Origin of the sequence: Agaribacter marinus (genome assembly GCF_030160655.1) — a bacterium.
GTDB lineage: Bacteria > Pseudomonadota > Gammaproteobacteria > Enterobacterales > Alteromonadaceae > Glaciecola > Glaciecola marina.
Window position 1 is genome coordinate 208,581 of sequence record NZ_BSOT01000006.1, and the last position, 19,012, is coordinate 227,592.

Genomic DNA, 19,012 nt, shown 5'->3' on the forward strand with positions numbered 1-19,012 from the left:
GTCTGGTCAGTCATGCTTTTCATTAGAATGCATATCTTGCAGACAGTTGGTAACGTGCACCAAGGTCAATTATATTCCAGACTTGTCTTACAGAGCGGCTATGCGTTCTTTGATCTTCGTCAGTAATATTAATTCCTTCGAATGATACCGTGGCATTTTCATTAATGTTGTAACTAACACTGAAATCCCATTGAGAATAGTCCTCAGTGTATCTTGGTGTGCGACCTGCTTGTGTTAAGAAGGTGTCGCGCCAGTTATAAGCTAAACGGGCCTGAATACCATGATTTTCATACATCGCTACGACGTTTGCGCTATCACTCAATCCCGTTAACGCAAACTGAGAAATGTTAGGCGCAGCAGAATTATCGTACTTCACATCGCCATTCACCAAGGTGTAGTTTGCTGACAAGCCAAAACCAGTATCGCCAAAGAAGTGCTGCGCAGCGAATTCTGCACCGTACAAGTTGGCATCTCTGTTATTAATTGGACGAGAGGTTAGGAATTGGTACTGGGGGTCGTCGCTGTTTGGCGTAATGTCGTACGCCGTGGCAATGTTTTCAGAGAATGCTAATTGACTTTCCGCTTGAGCAACGCCTGTTAGGTAATCGGCAGCCCCGTTTGGAAAATCTTGAGGATTGTCCAGTATTGCTGTCATTACAAATAACGAGGTTTCCTCAACGGTTACACCAATTGAGTTTAATGCGTCCCAAGCAGCTTGTGCACGAGGGCCTGCGGTAGCATCGCGTAAATCAAACTGTGGTAGCTCAACTTGCTCGTTACCGATAAAGTTGCTTACTCGCTTATCAAAGTAACCAATAGAAACATAGCTAGTATCTGCAAAATAGTATTCGAACGACAGGTCAAAGTTATTTGATAGTAAAGGAACTAAGCCTGGGTTTGATGCAGTTGCTCGGGGTGTTGAGCCAATGAGTGTCGGTGCATCTGTACCAATGCCTGAGACTGATGCACGAAGCTGATTGTAGTTAGCTCTCGCAATGGTTTGACCAAAAGACATCCGCGCTTTGATTTTGTCTGTCAGTGAAATATCGATATCTAAACTCGGTAGCACGTGATTGTAATTGTGCTCTTCTGTAACACTATTTGTATCTGTGCTATTTACGACAGTAAAGTCATTGTTATCGGTCCACAATATACGCAGTGGTATAGCTTGTATTGATGTCGATGTTACATCAGTACTCTCATACCTCACTCCTGCGAGTACATTGGTTGGCATACCGCCTACTTCTGCTTCAACAGAATACTGTAAATAGGCTGAAAATGTGTCTTCTTCCACAGTATGATCGTGGTCCCTTACACCTGTCGTTTGAAACTCTGTTTCGAAGGGATAGCCATAATCTGCCAAGCCCCAACGCATGATATCGACAGCATTCCCTCTGAATGCCGTTATGCCGGTGTTACTTGTGTCGTAATCCTCAAATTGACCAAGAATATCAAACTCTTCAATTAAGCCCGCAGGCAGTTCACCTGGGTTTGCAATTCCCCAGTCACCTTGTTTCAGGGTTGAGTTCGATTGCAGTTGACGCATTTCCATCGCACGTGTTTCGATGCCAAAATCAAATTGACCGTCGTCAAGCACGTAACTTCCCTCAAATTTGATCTGAGAAATGTCTGTTTTCTGAGCAGACGAGCGCACTCTGGCATAGTTTGTCCCTACATCGGTCGTATCCCAAACGCCATTACATGCAGGTAAGTCTTGCTTGTCGGTGGTTCTTGATTTTACGCAGTCATCGGTTGTTACCTGTATCAATGGGAACTCGCCAGTAAAATCATAGCTTTGCGATAAGCCAACCGGTGAGGCTAAACCTGCTTGCAATTGACCGATATTACTGCCGCCTAAATCATCTGGTAGGCTTTCCATGCTTGAATCATGAAAATCGAAATTGAAGATTAAGTCATCATTTAGTGCATATTCTAAATTTAAACCAATCGATTTAAGCTCATTCGCCTGTGCAGTATAAATCTGTGTTGCAGTATTATCTTTTGTACCACCAGGGTTTTCAGTAATAAGTACACCGGTCGCAACGGGCTGGTCGGTATCAAAGGTAATGGTGTCGTGGCTACGCGTTAACCAAAAACCCGCTTGCGCTTCTTGCTGCAAAAGCTCATTTTTAGCGTAGGTATAATCCATCGTTGCGACAAAATCGTCTGTGGGTGCAAATTGGAAGGTTACCTGAGCATTTGTGCGGTCACGTTCAAAATCTGAATGATAAAAGCGCAAATCATTTGGTACACCAAATAATTGCCCTTCCGCTGGCGCATTTATTATTCTACTGCTTGTATATGCAGCATTTTGTTCGCCATTTGGACCATCTGCAATACCAAAACCGTCATATTGGAAAGTATCAGATTCGGCATTGTATTCAGGAGACCATTCTTGAAAACGCCATCCGCCAACACCTGCGCGAGAAGAGCCACTGTGTCTTGTTTGATGGCTTAATGTTAAGCCGACTCCCCAAGTCGAATCGTCATTCGCGAAGCTGAAGATACCTGACAACTCAGGTGTAAAATCGTCGCCACTCACAACGGTCGTATCATGAACTATTTTGGCGCCTACGCTTGCTTGAAATCCTTCACTGTCTAATGGTTTTGCTGTCTTAATATTTATTGTTGCGCCAATGCCACCCGTAGCAATGCTGGCTTTGCCTGTTTTGTATACCTCTACCGCGCGTACACTTTCCGACGCTAAGTTACCAAAATCAAATGCTCTTGATGTTCCGCCACCACTACCATAGGCTGAAGCGGCTGGCATCATGCGGCCATTGAGTGTCACCATATTCTTGTCCGCGCCAAAACCACGGACAGTCACATTTTGGCCTTCGCCATTATTTCGGTTAATAGAAACACCTGAAATACGTTGAAGTGACTCGGCTAAATTTGTGTCCGGGAACTTACCAATGTCTTCAGCGGAAATAGCGTCTACCACGCCTTTCGAATCCCGTTTGATGCTCATTGATTCTTGTAAGCTACCTCTAATACCTCTTACTTTAATTACTTCAGGAGCGTCATCTTCTTGAGCAACAACAGGCGCAATGGCAGTGGTACTAAGCACTAGCGCTATACTTTTAGCTAATAACGATGGTGCGAAATGTCTTGAAGATCTCATCGAAATATACCTTAAATTATTTTAGTTGAGTGAATGTATCGTTGTGTGTTCTTCTTGAAATCGATTTCAACGTTAAGTACATGATGCGTAAATGTCAATAAGATGTTAATGATTTTAGTTTGTGTGTAATTTACTATACTTAATGTATTACTTGTTTGTGTTAAAGATTATTAGTTGTTAAATCAACAGCTTAAATGTCATTAATCTTCGTCGCATATGTGTTCTAACGAAATTTAATTGCGGTGTTATTATTTTTTATCTTAGATGGTTTCTTGCAACATCTTATGAAAAATATAGTTGATGAAGGTTATTTTTGGTAATTAATGTAGAAGGAGTAGACGTAGAATTAACAGCGTAGACTTGGCGCTGTAGATCTCAATGATTGTTGTTGAAATCTACAGTAACCTGAACTCTGGATAAGAAATAGTGCAAGTATTTGTTTTTAAAGATAGATAATCCAGTAATTCGCGTTTTTAGTGTTGCTGGGCGCTGTTGCTTATCTAGAGTCCAGGTTACAGTTCCTTTGTTGTTATTATTTTTTTGCTTTGGCAAACGCTTCAGCAAAGGCGTTACCCATTGCTGCGTTAGATTGCGCAGGTTTCGGTTTTTGCCTGTTTGTTTGTGATTTGTGATGCGATTTGTGCGGAGAATCACGCGTTGACTTAATTGGCGCTTTAGCCTGATTCGCAGAAGTGTCATCGTCGAGGCGCATGGTCAGTGATATGCGCTTGCGAGCAGGGTCTACGTCGGTCACTTTTACTTTGACGACATCGCCTGTTTTCACAATTTCGCGAGGGTCTTTAATGAATTTATTTGTCATTGACGAAATATGCACCAAGCCATCTTGATGCACGCCGATATCCACAAAGGCGCCAAAATTGGCTACATTGCTTACTACGCCTTCCAACTGCATGCCAATCTTTAAGTCACTGATTTCTGAAACGCCGTCTTTAAAACTCGCCGTTTTAAACTCGGGGCGGGGATCTCGTCCAGGTTTTTCGAGCTCTTTTACAATGTCTTTTAAAGTCAGTAACCCAAATTCGTCATTGGCAACGTCTTGAAGGTTAACTTTGGCTAGTGCTTGCGTGTTCCCGATGATATCACTCAATGCAATCTCAGCTTTCGCGGCAATGTTGTCAACGACCGTATACGCTTCTGGGTGAACGGCACTCGCATCTAAGGGATTGTTACCATTCATCACACGTAAAAAACCAGCGGCTTGTTCGAATGCTTTAGGGCCTAATCGCTCTACCTTTTTTAGTGTTTTTCTATCGGCAAATGAACCGTTTTTGTTTCTAAAAGCGACAATGTTATTCGCTAAAGTTTTATTAAGACCGGACACGTGTGCCAACAAGGAAGGAGAGGCAGTATTAAGATCAACACCAACGGCATTTACACAGTCTTCTATTACATTGTCCAACGAGCTAGCTAGCTGACTTTGATTCACATCGTGTTGGTACTGCCCTACACCAATGGCTTTGGGTTCAATTTTAACAAGTTCCGCAAGTGGATCTTGTAAACGTCTTGCAATAGAAACCGCCCCCCTGAGTGAAACATCGAGCTCAGGTAATTCATTTGAAGCCAATTCTGAGGCAGAATAAACGGATGCTCCTGCTTCGCTTATGACTATTCTTTGTAAGGCCAACTCTGCTTCGGACTTCATCATTTCAGCCACTAGTTTGTCTGTTTCGCGTGACCCTGTGCCGTTACCAATACTAATAATGTTGACTTTATGTTGTTTGCATAGCGTCGCTAGGGTACGTTTAGACTTATCCCACTGATTTTGAGGGGCATGTGGGAATATGGTCGTCGTAGCCAATACCTTACCAGTACTGTCTACAATGGCGGTTTTTACGCCGGTACGAATACCAGGATCAAGCCCCATTGTCACGCGCGGTCCAGCAGGCGCAGCCATTAAGAGGTCTTTCAAATTTTTCGCAAAAACATTGATTGCTTCGGTTTCCGCTGCTTCTCGCAATTTAGCGAAAAGTTCTGTTTCCATGTGCAACGAAATTTTGATTTTCCACGTCCACTGAACAACAGTATTTAGCCAGCGATCACGCGCCGAATCAGCCAACTTAAGTCCAAGCGCTTGTTTAATCAGAGATTCGCAAACAATCGTTTTTTGTTCTGTTTGCGCTGGGTTTGGATCAATTGCAATATGCAATATACCTTCATTGCGGCCTCGGAAAATTGCCAATGCCCGATGACTAGGCACTGTACTATATTTTTCCGAATACTCGAAGTAATCTGCGTATTTCTCACCTTGCTTCTGCATGCCGTCAACCACGGCACTGGTGACATGTCCTTGCTGGGTGATGTGACGACGAAGTAATTGTAGGACATCTGCGTTTTCCGCAAATTGCTCCATCAGGATAAACTTCGCACCATCTAACGCTGCCTTGGTATCAGCAATGCCTTTTTCCGCATCTACATAGTTGGCCGCTTGGCCGTCAGGGTCGGCACTTGTATCATTAAGTAAGGTTTCTGCAAGCGGCAGTAATCCGGCTTCAATGGCTATTTGCCCTTTTGTACGGCGCCTTGGTTTGTACGGTAAATACAAGTCTTCTAAGCTGGTTTTGTTTTCGGAATCAATTATCTTCTGTTTTAAGGTATTGTCTAGTTTACCTTGTTCATCAATTGATTTTAGAATCACCTTTTTACGATCTTCTAGCTCTCTTAAATAAGCTAATCGTTGCTCTAAGTTTCTTAACTGGGTATCGTCGAGGCCTTGCGTGACTTCTTTTCGGTAACGGGCAATAAATGGCACCGTTGCGCCTTCATCAAGTAAAGAAATTGCTGCACTTACTTGTTGTTCGCTGGCATTTAACTCATTTGCAATAATGGATTGAATCATAGATTAATATCTTGGCGTAATATGGACGGTTGTGATGGAGTAAAGGCTAAAATTATACCCTTGGTATGCGGTAATGGATATGTATTTTCGTGTTTATACTGCGCGAACATGGCAAATGTACCCGCGTAAATCTCTCTAATGGCTTCTTTCATATGCTCTCTTTTGTGTATGAAACATTATTGATAAACCAAACAAAAACGCCTGCTTCTGTGCGCACTTCAATTTCGTCGCCAACTTCTTTCTTAATCAATGCTCGAGCCATTGGCGAATCAACAGAAATTACATCTTTCCGTTTAAATATTTCGTCATAACCTACAATTTGAAAGTGTTTTATGTCGCCAGCTTCGTTTTCAATTTCAACATGGGCACCAAAAAAAACTTTTCCTTCTTGGCTTGGGTTATACGGAATAACTTTCAGTCTTTCTAGGGCTTTTCGAATATACCGAACGCGCCTATCAATTTCGCGGAGCCTGCGTTTGTTGTATTGATAGTCAGCGTTTTCACTTCTGTCACCTAGGCTTGCAGCCCATGTGACTTTCTTAGTTATTTCAGGTCGTTCTTCTCGCCAAAGGTAATCAAGTTCTTGCTTAAGTGTGCGGTAGCCGCGAGGAGTAATTAAAGGAGTAGGCATGAGTATTAACTTAAATTATGATTTATTTTTGAACCAAAACACAGGCGTAGACTCTACCTATTACATAGAAATCGTATTGAGCAGTAAACGATTACCTTCATTAACTGGAGACTCTTATGTTTTTTTCAAGATCAAAAATGCTGCTTACGTTGTTTGGTTCGGCTTTTCCGGTACTAAAAAGCTTTATTTCCATCAATACATTTATATTGGGTGCGTTGGGTGTAATGCTATGCATTATGGCACTTATTACTAGTAGTCATGAGCCGTGGTTACCTTATGTATTGATGTTAAGTGTTACTTTACTTATTGCAGGTTGGTTTTTAGTCAGATTTTCTCATAAAACAAAACAAGCGCATTAGCGCTTGTTAGATTTTTATTAACTGAGAAAACAAAACGGCCACCATCATGGAAAGTGGCCGTCTGGCTTATTCGCCTTTTTTAACGATTTCTAGCAATTCAACTTCGAATATAAGGGTTGAATTAGGTGTAATTTTTCCCGTTGCGCGTTCACCATATGCCAGCTCAGGCGGGATAAAAAATTTGAATTTTTCGCCTACTTTCATTAACTGCACACCTTCAGTCCAACCTGAAATGACTTGATTTAGTGGGAATTCAGCTGGCGTTCCTCGGCTGTAAGATGAGTCGAATTCAGAGCCATCAAGTAAGGTGCCTTTGTAGTGCACTTTTACCACATCTGTGGCCGCTGGGCTTTCACCTTCACTAGACGTAAGCACCGTATATTGCAAGCCAGATTCAGTGGTTATTACGCCTTCTTTTGTCGCATTTTCTGCTAAAAACGTTTTACCAACAGCCACATTTTCTTCTGCTGCTTTTGCATCTCGTGCTTGTTGTGCCGCGCGCAAAGCAGTATCAGCTGCTTGAGTAATTTCTTGCAATTCCGCTTGTGTAAATTTAGCGTTGTCCGCAAGCGCGTCTTTAACACCTTTTACTAAGGCATCTTCACTTACGTCCATGCCTAGTTTCTTTTGTTCTTCAAAACGGTTTTTAACATATAAACCCATACTTGCACCAAGTGCGTATGATTGTTTCTGGGCTTCGGTCATCGACTCTGTTGTTGCGCTCGCTTCTGTTTGAACGGGTGCATCAGTGCTTTCTTCTTTTTTTGCTCCACCGCATGCAGTCATTGTTAGTGCAGCAAGTAGCGTAGTGGCTAAATAAGCCTTTTTCATAGAATTACTCCGGTTAAGGTTGGTACAACCTTTAGTTGATCAGATATACTTGGTGATACATGGTAAACACCTGAGCTAAAAAGTAAAACCTCTTTCATGAAAAGCTATTCAAAAAATATTCTTTGCATTGTTAGTCTTATTAGTACAGTAGCGTGTTCAGTACCTGATTCGACACCAATTGAACGAAAAGTTCTATCAGAATCTGGCGTTTATGCAGCCGATATCAGCAATGATGCTTCAGTGGCTGTCGTTTCATCTGTAAATGGCGCGGTGGATGTGTGGGATCTTGAAGCAAAAGAAAAACGTTTTACTTGGCGCCACCAAGGTGAAGGCCTTAACCTTGTCGACAACGTTAGGTTATCCCCAGACAACACTGTAGCCGTGACATCTGATGACGAGGCATTTGCATTATGGGATATGACCTCTGGTGAGCCACTTGGTTTTTGGCGAATTGATGAAAGTACTATTCGTGATGTTGCGGTAAGTAACAACGGCAACGCTATTATTGTTGGGCGTTCAAATGGCAAGGTGCTATTTTTTGAACCGTACACTGGACGCCGCTTAGAATTTTTGGGGCACGAAGAGAAAATAAACTCTGTCGATATTTCTGCGAATGGACGTTTTGCACTTACTGGCGGTAATGATTATCGTGCGTACTTGTGGGACACCGATAGTGGTCAAATTATCCATGCTTTTACGCATCCACATCGTGTAACTAAAGTGGTGCTAGATCAACTGTCACGCTATGTATTTACTGCAGATAGTCAAGACGACTCGCAAATATGGGATGTGCAAAGCGGCGAGCCGATTAGCCAATTGCGATTCATTGAGCGTCAGATTATATTTACTGCAGCAGAATTTTCAGAAGATGGTAAGTACTTATTAACGGGTTCTCCAGCGAAGCGCTTGATCTTATGGGATGTGAAATCTGGTGAATCCATTTCTGAATGGCGGGTGACACCGAACACTGGGCCGGCACCACAATCTGCCGTAGTATATGCGGTTGGCTTTGATGAGCTTCAGCCAATTTCAATATCGAGTAACGGCAATTTAGCACACTGGAAACTAAGTCAATGAACCAAATCTTATTACAAGAGGCATTAATGGAACGTCTCGATTACCTAGAAGTAAAAGTAGCGTATCAAGAAGATACGATTGAAAAGTTGAATCAAATACTCATTGAGCAACAACAATCGTTAGAACTAATGGAGCGTAAAATGTCTATTGTCTCTGATAAGTTAAAAACACTACAAACGTCAGACTTACCTAGTGCTGATCAGATAGAAATTCCGCCGCATTATTAGTAGTGCAAATAGATAGTAGTGCAAATAGAGGGTAAAAAAACTACTATCGCTCTCTACTAAATAAGGGCACTATTTTGTTAAATTAAGACGACTTAATCATGATCGTCACTATTGTGGTCGCTCGTTTTAGCGATACCGAGCCAAACCAGTCGTGAGGGGATTATATCTAGTTCGATATCATCCTCTATGCTCATTTCTGTTAAATCGATTTGCAGAATATGTTGGGCTATAGGATCAGCGATATACAAGTGTTCATCATTCTGTGACATGGTCATGCTGAAGTTATGACCTTCAGGCATTGCGCTTATATCCTCGTTAGAAACCCCAATTGCTGATTCAAACTCGAATTCTAGTTCACCGTTATGTTCATGCAGCACATACTTAGCAACAAAACCGAGGTTGTCCAGAATTACAAAGGTATCGCCATCGCCAGAAAAGCTGTATGCAACCGGGTCCGCGCCCGCCTCTGAACGCCATTCTACTATTTTCATCGTGTTGTTTTCTGGATTAATACTTACCATTGCGCGTTCGTCGGTGGCTCTAGAACTGGCAATCCCAAAAAAGAGAGCACTGTTCTCATGACCATAAATTGTACCTACTCGGAGACCATCGATTTCAGCAATGTTGTCGATTTTTACGGATTCAAATTCATCATCATGCTGGTGGGTAACCAATACGCTATCACCACAACCGAACGCAATGTAATCTTCATTTTCTGCGGCACCGTGCAGATCAGGGCAGGGTGTTGCTAATACTTGTTCAAGTTGGTATTCACCATCGTGCCAATGATAAATGCCTACTTGGTCAGGCAATATTTTTGCATTTGATGTACTTTCGCTATCTTCGCGACGCACGGTTGATACAAGGATATCACCACGAGATTTTGCAACGCCATGCATGTTCATCGTAAATTCAAGTGTAGGGAGAGTGTCAGACTCGGCTGCAATATTTTCGTCTGTAAGTACTTTTACACCAGCTGGTACGCCAGCTTCAGCATCTCCATCATAAAATATAGTCATTTGGCCATCGTAGGTGCCAATATGCGTTGGGCGGCTTCCGTTGACGCTGAAGTCACTCATTTGAGGGGCTTGTTTGTAGTCGTGCAAATGGTCAGTGTGATCTTCGCGCCATAAGCCACCATCGATAAAATCAGTCGTGTCCATTGAGCGCATTGAAATTACGGCATATCGATTGTCAGGTGACGCGTAAAGGGCTGCGCTACTATCGCTTAATGAAAATTCATCCAACATAGCACCATCGTCTATATCCATTATTGCCAGTGCACTTGCCTCTGACGACAACACAGCGATACGACCCAAACTTTCGATTGTTATATCACCTCCACCACCGGGTTCACCTGAATGGTCGTGGCCGTCGTCATGGTCGTCTTCAACGATAGGTTCGCGTTCAATGATAATTGTTTCTGCATCTCCGCTACAGCCGCTAAGTAATGCACCTAAAATTGCGAGAGTTATCAAGCTCAAAGGCTTTTTGTTCTGAATAAATGCGTTCATGTAAGTTTCCTTGTTCTTAAATTTAGAAGTAGCCTTTGATGCCAACAGTAAAATTTCGGCCGGGTCGTGGTGCAAGATCCTTCAAAAAGGAAGTATGCACGCGGGCCTCGGTATCACTTAAGTTTTCGCCTTTAAAATACACAGCCATGGACTCGTTGAAATAAGGTAATGTGTAGTCAGCGTGCAGATCGACTAGGGTATATCCGTCAGTTTCGGTTTCGAACGCAGAGATCCGTTCTTGTGCTTGATAACGAGTAATATCTAAATGCGCACTTATCGTTTCAGTTTCATAAGAGAGCTGAGTACCAAAGCGAAATGGTGGTGTTCGTGGCAAATTGCCGCCGTTTTTAAGACGCGCTCTAACGAAATCAGAAAATACCGTTGTGTTAAAGGTGTCATTCACTTGCCAGGCAATTTGTGCCTCAAATCCATTTAGAATCACATCGTCAGTCTGAAAGATAAAGACAGGTAATTCTCCGCCGTGTTCATCTTCGTGGCCTTCTTCGTCGCCATGATTATGACCATCGTCAGCAAATAATCCTGTATCAATTTGATAATAGTAGTTGTCTACTTGATTATAAAATACGTTAAAAATAAACCCGATATGGCCTTGGGTTTTTCTAAAGCTCAGATCGATATTGCTGGCGGTTTCTAAATCAATGATTTCATCAGTTAAGCCTATTTCATCGATGCCATCGTGTTGCTCGAGTGCAAACAGAGCACCTACTTCATAAGTACGAGTACCAATATGTGGACCAAATGAAAGAAGCTCAGATGCCGAAGGCGCTCTTTGTGAACGAGAAATTGACAAACCCAAGTTATAACCAGGTGTAAAGTCCCACAAGGCACCCAATGATACACTGACAGGCGTAAATTCGTGCTCAGCATAAAACGTACGGATTATTGAAGCATCGCCGCCGTGCACGTCTTCATGTTCATGGTCATGCCCATCTTCGTGATCATGTCCATCTTCATCCATATGTCTATCGTCATGCTCATGAGCGTCGAGTGAAGGAAGTAAGACCCTATCAGCGGTTAATGTAACGCGCTCTGTTCTCGCGCCAAATTGTAGAAGTACATCACCGATGTGACGCTCTTCCATTAGTGCGACTGCAAACATTTCTGTTTCAGATGGCGGCGTAAACGCTTCACTTCCCTGCGCTTCGACATCACTTTTTTTGTAATGAAAACTTACGCCACCATTAAATCCCCAGAAGCTTTGATGAATAACTTCAACGCGGGCTTCAAAGGTTTCGTTCTTAAAATTAGTGCCGACTTCACTATTTTCTACTTCTGCATGTTCATAATCAGTATAACCAATACGTGTATTGAAACCGCTAATAATAGAGTCTCTAACGCTCAGTTTGCTGAGGAATTGGATTTTAGTTTGTTCTAGGTCAGCAAAGACTTCTTCGTCGCTATGCCCTTCTTCTCCGTGTTCATGCCCCTCTTCATCTCCATGACCCTCTTCATCTTCATGACTATGTCCAGGGATGCCATACTCACGATTGTACTGCTCAACAGATACGCCAACATAGCCGTTATCAAGCAGATAACTCGTGCCTACTGTAAATCCAGAGGATTTCTCACTGCTATTGGCGACTTTAAAATTTTTCCCGTGTTTTTTGTCTTCACCTTCACCTTCACCTTCATGGCCGTGGTCATCGTCTTCAAGCTCTAACTCTGGTGCAACTGGCACGTTGTAATCATCGGAATCACGAAAGAAACCGTCAGCATAAAAAGCAAAATCGCCAGCGCCAATTGTGGCATTGAACGAACCAAGTTTTTGTTTATCCACCGAGCTAGTTTCGAGTAACCATTCGCCTTTGGTGTCATTACTAGTGGGCACTCGTTGGTCAACTACATTAACCACGCCGCCAATTGCGCCACTGCCGTAAAATAATGTTGCAGGGCCTCTGAGTACTTCAATTTGTTGCGCAGTAGAGGCTTCTGAAGTAACCGCGTGATCGGGCCCAACTCTAGAAACATCACTCACATCCAAACCATTCTGGGCAATCAAGACTCTTGGCCCGCTTAGACCTCGAATAATTGGGGTACTAGCGACTTTGGCATGAAAACTTGTATGTACACCTGGTAATTGCTCTAGGCTGTCACCTAATGTAGCTGCTTGGTCGCGGCGCAGTGCTTCTCCACCCAACACATGCACAGGTATTGCCGACTCCATTGAAGAAAGATGAATAGGAGATGCAATAACGTCTATCACTTCTATCGGGCTTTTAGAAAGGGTAAATGTAATTTTACTCGGGGTTGAGGATAGAACATCCACATCTTCGTGAAGATGTGTAAAACCCTGTGCACTAACATGAATCTCGTTCTTTCCTTCTTTTACATCTTCAAAAAGGAAATTCCCCTTAGCGTCTGTCAGTACTTGCAAACCTAATCCTTCAAGCTCAACTTTGGCACCTACAATTGGTTTTCCCTGTGATGTGGCGACAGTACCTTCGATAGTTTGCGCCACCGCTGGCATAGACAATGCGGCACAAACCAGAGCAGCAACTTTCGACAGTTTCCTCATACTGAACTCTCTTTATGTAATGTTATATTGTATCAAATTCAAATTAATGAAATGTTATACTATAACAATAAATGCAACAAGCACTTATTTTGAGGTGGGCGGCGACTAGATGTGCTTCAACTATAGAGGGTTAAGTAATGTTATAGAGAGTTAAGTATGGTGCAACAGGAGAGGGAGAGTTCGTATACAAAAAACGTCGACACCTATTGAAGTGCCGACGCTTTGATAAAATCTATATGTTTTTGACTAAGCCAGGTGTTTGTGCATTGATTGGACTATTGGCAAATTGTCTTAATTTTAGATTTAGGACTTAGATAAATATTCGTCGTAAGTCCCTTGAAAATAGACCATTTCCTGCTGTTTAATTTCAATTACACTGGTCGCAATGCTAGAGACAAATTCACGGTCATGACTGACAAAAATCAATGTGCCGTCAAAACCTTGCAATGCATTGTTTAGGGCTTCAATGGCTTCCATATCCATATGGTTTGTTGGTTCATCCATTATGATAACATTGAGTTCTTGCATCATGAGCTTGCCGAACATTAATCGGTTTTTTTCGCCCCCAGAGCATACGGTTACAGATTTTTCGATATCATTAGATGAGAATAACAAACGGCCCAAGATAGCGCGCACGGCTAAATCATCATGAACTGGCCTGCGCCATTGCGACATCCAATCAAACAAGTTCATGTCGACGGCAAAATCAGCACTTGTATCTTGCGGACAGTATCCGATTTGTGCATTCTCGGCCCACTTGATACGGCCTGAGTTTGCTTCTAATTCACGCATAAGTAATTTTAAGAAAGTCGTTTTACCCGCACCATTTTCACCAATAACGGCGAGTTTCGAACCAGCTTCTAGTAAAATATCGCCACTTGTAAACAGCGCTTCTTCATCAAAGCCGTGGCTCAATTCAGATAACTCAAGGGCTAAACGGTGTAACTTTTTATGCTGTTTATAGACGATGTAAGGCGATTGACGGCTCGATGGAACGACATCCGTTAGCTCAATTTTTTCAAGTCGACGCGCTCTGGAGGTGGCTTGTTTTGCTTTTGACGCATTTGCTGAGAAACGCGCAACGAAGCCCTTTAGTTCTTCAATTTCAGTCGATTTTTTAGCGTTTTCTAAGTGTATTTGTTCTTGAACGAGAGCAGCGGCTTCTGCATATTGTTCATAATTGCCGGGGTAAATACGGAGTTCACCGTAGTCGATATCAGCCATATGCGTGCAGACCGAATTTAAGAAATGACGGTCATGCGAAATAATAATCATGGTGCACTTGCGTTGCTGTAAAACATCGGCGAGCCAATTGATAGTGTATATATCAAGGTTATTGGTCGGTTCGTCCAACAACAAAATATCAGGGTCTGCGAACAATGCTTGAGCGAGCAATACGCGTAGCTTAAGGCCCGGCGCAACTTCAGACATTAAACCAAAGTGAAACTCTTCACCTATACCAGCTTCAACCAGCAATTCGATGGCGCGCGTTTCGGCCGTATAGCCATCCATTTCAGCAAATTCAGTTTCAAGGTCGGCTACTTTCATACCATCTTCTTCTGACATTTCTGGCAGGCTATAGATGCGATCACGTTCCTTTTTAACTTCCCATAGCTTGGCGTCACCTTGAATGACTGCATCTACTACCGAGTACTCTTCAAAGGCAAACTGGTCTTGACCCAATATACCTAGGCGTTCACCCGGTGTAATTGATACGTTGCCAGAGGTAGGCGCAAGTTCGCCACTTAATATTTTCATTAAGGTAGATTTACCACAACCATTGGCACCGATAAGGCCGTAGCGGTTACCGTTGCCAAACTTGGCGGATATGTTTTCAAATAATGGCTTCGCGCCAAACTGCATTGTGATATTAGCTGTAGTAATCAAGAGAATTCCAAGAGAAAGATAGAAGTGGTTAAAAAGCGCGCGGAGTGTACACTATTTTGCGCATTGGTGAAACGTATACCGCGTACATTAACCAAAAGATGTTGTTCATTCGTGCATACGAGTAGGGTCTTGTCTACGTCGAATGGCTGCATTGAATCTGTCAGAAAAACATCATCAATTGGTCATATTATATCCTCAAATATGTCATATCCGATCGCTACTTTATCTGCTCTTTCACCACAACGGGAGCAGAAACATGATAAAAAAAATAGCAATGATAGGATTGATAGGGGCAGTGACGCTGATCAGCGGGTGTGACGACGATAGTATTGAGATAGTTGAAGTAGAGAAACAGGTAATTGTTGAAAATACTGTGACACAGATTGAAACAGTAGAAGTCCCGGTGATTGTGCAAGTCCCTGCGGGTGGTACCAACAACATTCAGTTAGGGTCACGTCCATATTTTTTGGTCGAAGATATGGATGAGGGTGAGCTGAAAACTGCCCTTCAAGCATGTGCTGAAGGTCCATTTTATAAAACTGATTTTTCAATTGGGCACCGTGGTGCACCTATGCAATATCCCGAGCATACAAAAGAATCATATGAGGCTGCTGCCCGCATGGGTGCAGGTATCCTTGAATGTGATGTGACGTTTACCGCAGATCAAGAATTAGTATGTCGACATTCCCAGTGTGATTTGCATACAACCACTGACATTTTAGCAACAGAATTGGCGTCAAAATGTTCTATACCTTTTTCGCCGGCTGACCCTGTAAATGGTATCGCTGCTCAAGCACGTTGCTGTACGAGTGATGTTACGCTTGCTGAGTTTAAAACGCTGACTGGAAAAATGGATGCAGCAAACCCAAATGGCACGACTGTAGAGGAATATATGGATGGCACTGCGCCATGGCGAACCGATTTGTACGCAAGTAAGGGAACGCTGTTAACCCATGCAGAAAGTATTGAGTTATTTAAATCACTCGGTGTAAAAATGACACCTGAGCTTAAGTCAGCAAGTGTTGAAATGCCATTTAACGGTTTTTCGCAAGAAGACTATGCACAAAAAATGCTCGATGAATATAAGTTAGCAGGTGTGCCAGCGAGTGACGTATGGGCGCAATCATTTAATTACGATGACGTATTGTATTGGATAGCTAACGCACCGGAGTTTGCTCAACAGGCAGTATATCTTGATGGGCGATATAGCGAGCCTGTGTTTGACGTGACCAATAGTGAAACATGGTCGCCGAGTATGGATGAATTAGTCGCCCAAGGTGTAAAGATCATTGCCCCTCCGACATGGATGCTAGTGACTGAGAGTGATGAGGGTACAATCGTTCCATCTGACTATGCGATAGCGGCCAAAAAAGCAGGGTTAGATATTATTACGTGGACACTTGAGCGCTCTGGTACACTTGAGTCTGGCGGCGGTTGGTACTATCAAACCATTGCGAACATTACCGACAATGATGGTGATCAAATGATGTTACTTGATGTGCTAGCGAAAGATGTCGGCGTTATTGGTGTATTTTCAGATTGGGCGGGCACAACCAGCTACTATGCAAGCTGTATGGGCATGCCTGCAAGTATTTAGCAAAGATCAACATGACTAGTCAATTTGTTCCGGTAAATGCTTAGTCAGGTTTAAAGACGCCGATAACACCGGCGTCATTTTTACTTGCTTTTGCGGTATCTCTGTCAGTCTGGCTTTCTGAATAATCACATTTTACGCATGCGAGTTGTTCAATGTTATTTTCAAAAAACAGCATAAGAGTATCGACTGACTTACATTTGGGGCAGGTAGCACCTGCAATGAATCGTTTTCTTTTTTTGGTAGGCATGTACTTTCTTAATCACGTGAATATCATTTACTGAATCCTATATGCATGGGATAACAGCATTTGAATTTAAATTATTGGCAGTATGAGTACTGCAAGGTTTAAACATTACATACGTTTTAGCTTCATTATACCCTTGAACAAAAGCGAATGATCAAAAATCGCAAATTTGCTATTCTTGCAATATTACGATCTAGGTTAAAAATAATGATAAAACTGCAACAGGTCAGTTTACAGCGTGGCCCAAAAGTACTCCTCGAAAAAACCAATTTAGATATTTACCCACAGCACAAAATAGCCATTATTGGACCCAATGGTTGCGGTAAATCGAGCTTGTTTGCCTTGTTTCAGGGACAGCTTCAAACAGATGACGGGAGCTTAACTCTGCCAAAGACATGGCAAGTGGTGTCGGTGGCACAGCAAATTGACAACATGCAGCGCCCTGCCATTGAATATGTGATTGATGGTGATACACAACTTCGTGCTATTGAGAAAGAAATTGCTCAAACTCCCGACGACAGTGGTCAACGCTTAGCTGAATTGCATGATGCACTTGAGCAAGCCGGTGCCTATGATGTGCAATCACGCGCAGCTAGCATCCTCAACGGTTTAGGTTTTACTGAAGACAAGCATTATTCGCCCGTTAGTGATTTTTCTGGCGGTTGGCAAATGCGTTTAAACTTAGCGCGTGCGCTGCTGTGTCCATCTGACTTACTTTTATTAGACGAGCCAACAAACCATTTGGACTTGGATGCGGTTATTTGGTTGGAAAACTGGTTGCAGCAATATAAGGGCACGCTAGTACTTATTTCACACGATCAGGCGTTTATCGATAGTACTGTGTCGCAAATTGTGAGTTTCGAGCACCAACAATTGGTGTCTTACACTGGTGATTATTCATCATATGAAAAACAAAAAGCAATGCGTTTGTCGCTTGCTGCAAGTGAGTACGACAAACAACAAAAGAAACGCCAACATTTAGAAAGTTTTATTACACGCTTTAAAGCTAAGGCAAGTAAAGCGAAGCAAGCGCAATCAAGAGTAAAGCAACTCGAGAAAATGCAAGAACTGATGCCAGTGCATCAAGCGAGCGAATTTAGTTTTGAATTTCCGCCTCCAGACAAATTGCCTAACCCGCTCATTGGTATGGAAAACACTCAAGTAGGTTATGGTGAAACCGTTATATTGAAAGACATTGCACTTAATTTAGTACCAGGTAGTCGTATTGGTTTACTGGGACGTAACGGCGCGGGAAAATCGACGCTTGTAAAGTTGTTAGCGGGTGAACTGTCGCCATTATCGGGTGAGTATCATTTGTCTGCCGGTTTAGATGTCGGGTATTTTGCTCAGCATCAGGTGGACAGTTTAGATATGCAAGCAACGGCCCTTTTGCACATACAGCGTTTAGACAATAAGGTCACTGAGCAATCGATTCGCGACTTTTTGGGTGGTTTTGGTTTTCATGGTGACAGAGCTGTAGAACCTGTAGCGCCAATGTCTGGTGGTGAAAAAGCGCGTTTAGTTTTGGCAATGCTAGTCTATCAAAAACCCAACTTACTATTACTGGATGAGCCAACTAACCACCTAGATATTGAGGTGCGTCAAGCGCTAAATTATGCGCTACAAACTTATCAGGGCGCAATTGTATTAGTATCGCATGATCGCTTTTTATTAGAGGCTGTGTGTGACGATTTTTATTTAGTGGATGACGGCAAGGTAGAGCCTTTTGGCGGAGATTTGCAGGATTATCGCAAATGGATGTTGCAAGGTAGTAAACAAACGAAATCATCTCAAGTGGTCAACGAAGATAAGGCACAAAATTCACAACTTGATCGCAAGGCGCAAAAGCGTTTAGAGGCCGAGTTTAGACAGTCAATTAAGCCACTTAAGAATCAGCTACAAAGCGCTGAAAAACAAATGCAAACACTGAATGAAAAACTTGCGGAATGTGAAACCGCATTAGCTGAGCCAGATATTTACGCTGCTGAAAACAAAGCTAAATTAACTCAGGTACTTAAACAACAAGCCGAGAGTAAATCCGCATTAGAAATTGTTGAAATGGATTGGATGCAAGCGGCAGAAGATATTGAAGCCGCGGAACAAACATTTAAACAACAATTGGCCTGAT

Annotated in this window: 13 protein-coding genes; 5 read left to right on the forward strand and 8 right to left on the reverse strand. The window is 42.7% G+C overall.

Going from position 1 to position 19,012, the window contains the following annotated elements; translation table 11 throughout:
- Positions 1 to 22 precede the first annotated feature (22 nt).
- The 3 genes from QQK00_RS11795 to greB all read right to left on the reverse strand — a co-directional run bounded on the left by QQK00_RS11795 (position 23) and on the right by greB (position 6,612).
- Positions 23 to 3,124 carry a TonB-dependent receptor gene (locus QQK00_RS11795; RefSeq protein WP_284217780.1) on the reverse strand — a complete coding sequence of 1,034 codons (3,102 nt, stop codon included), beginning with the start codon at positions 3,122 to 3,124 and terminating at the stop codon, positions 23 to 25.
- Positions 3,125 to 3,656: 532 nt separating this feature from the next.
- On the reverse strand, positions 3,657 to 5,981 hold the full coding sequence (locus tag QQK00_RS11800) for a Tex family protein (protein ID WP_284217781.1): 2,325 nt from the start codon (positions 5,979 to 5,981) through the stop codon (positions 3,657 to 3,659).
- 148 nt (positions 5,982 to 6,129) lie between these two features.
- Positions 6,130 to 6,612, reverse strand: a complete 483-nt coding sequence (greB, locus tag QQK00_RS11805) for a transcription elongation factor GreB (RefSeq protein ID WP_284217782.1) — start codon at positions 6,610 to 6,612, stop codon at positions 6,130 to 6,132.
- Between the two features lie 116 nt (positions 6,613 to 6,728).
- Here greB and QQK00_RS11810 point away from each other — a divergent pair, with 116 nt between their 5' ends.
- The gene (locus tag QQK00_RS11810; RefSeq protein WP_284217783.1) at positions 6,729 to 6,971 is read left to right on the forward strand and encodes a hypothetical protein; all 243 of its coding nucleotides are present in this window, start codon (positions 6,729 to 6,731) and stop codon (positions 6,969 to 6,971) included.
- Between the two features lie 66 nt (positions 6,972 to 7,037).
- Here the strand turns inward: QQK00_RS11810 and fkpA are convergent, their stop codons facing one another.
- Positions 7,038 to 7,802 carry an FKBP-type peptidyl-prolyl cis-trans isomerase gene (gene fkpA / locus QQK00_RS11815; protein WP_284217784.1) on the reverse strand — a complete coding sequence of 255 codons (765 nt, stop codon included), beginning with the start codon at positions 7,800 to 7,802 and terminating at the stop codon, positions 7,038 to 7,040.
- Positions 7,803 to 7,898: 96 nt separating this feature from the next.
- On the opposite strand from fkpA, the gene QQK00_RS11820 reads away from it, so the two are divergent.
- Positions 7,899 to 8,879, forward strand: coding sequence for a WD40 repeat domain-containing protein (locus tag QQK00_RS11820; protein ID WP_284217785.1), 981 nt, complete (start codon positions 7,899 to 7,901; stop codon positions 8,877 to 8,879).
- A complete protein-coding gene (locus QQK00_RS11825) occupies positions 8,876 to 9,106 on the forward strand; it encodes a SlyX family protein (protein ID WP_284217786.1) in 231 nt (76 codons plus the stop codon). Before QQK00_RS11820 ends, QQK00_RS11825 begins: the two co-directional genes overlap by 4 nt.
- 92 nt (positions 9,107 to 9,198) lie before the next feature.
- On the opposite strand, the gene QQK00_RS11830 is transcribed toward QQK00_RS11825, so the two are convergent.
- The 3 genes from QQK00_RS11830 to QQK00_RS11840 all read right to left on the reverse strand — a co-directional run bounded on the left by QQK00_RS11830 (position 9,199) and on the right by QQK00_RS11840 (position 15,043).
- Positions 9,199 to 10,620: a 5-methyltetrahydrofolate--homocysteine methyltransferase gene (locus tag QQK00_RS11830; protein ID WP_284217787.1), complete on the reverse strand. Its 1,422-nt coding sequence runs from the start codon at positions 10,618 to 10,620 to the stop codon at positions 9,199 to 9,201.
- Between the two features lie 22 nt (positions 10,621 to 10,642).
- Positions 10,643 to 13,156, reverse strand: coding sequence for a TonB-dependent receptor (locus QQK00_RS11835; RefSeq protein WP_284217788.1), 2,514 nt, complete (start codon positions 13,154 to 13,156; stop codon positions 10,643 to 10,645).
- Positions 13,157 to 13,459: 303 nt separating this feature from the next.
- Positions 13,460 to 15,043 carry an ABC-F family ATPase gene (locus QQK00_RS11840; RefSeq protein ID WP_284217789.1) on the reverse strand — a complete coding sequence of 528 codons (1,584 nt, stop codon included), beginning with the start codon at positions 15,041 to 15,043 and terminating at the stop codon, positions 13,460 to 13,462.
- 256 nt (positions 15,044 to 15,299) lie between these two features.
- On the opposite strand from QQK00_RS11840, the gene QQK00_RS11845 reads away from it, so the two are divergent.
- The gene (locus QQK00_RS11845; protein ID WP_284217790.1) at positions 15,300 to 16,640 is read left to right on the forward strand and encodes a glycerophosphodiester phosphodiesterase family protein; all 1,341 of its coding nucleotides are present in this window, start codon (positions 15,300 to 15,302) and stop codon (positions 16,638 to 16,640) included.
- Between the two features lie 40 nt (positions 16,641 to 16,680).
- Here the strand turns inward: QQK00_RS11845 and QQK00_RS11850 are convergent, their stop codons facing one another.
- Positions 16,681 to 16,887, reverse strand: a complete 207-nt coding sequence (locus QQK00_RS11850) for a YheV family putative zinc ribbon protein (protein ID WP_284217791.1) — start codon at positions 16,885 to 16,887, stop codon at positions 16,681 to 16,683.
- A 204-nt stretch (positions 16,888 to 17,091) separates the two neighbouring features.
- Here QQK00_RS11850 and abc-f point away from each other — a divergent pair, with 204 nt between their 5' ends.
- Positions 17,092 to 19,011 (forward strand): ribosomal protection-like ABC-F family protein, encoded by a 1,920-nt coding sequence (gene abc-f / locus QQK00_RS11855; protein ID WP_284217792.1) that lies wholly within the window; start codon positions 17,092 to 17,094, stop codon positions 19,009 to 19,011.
- Position 19,012 lies beyond the last annotated feature (1 nt).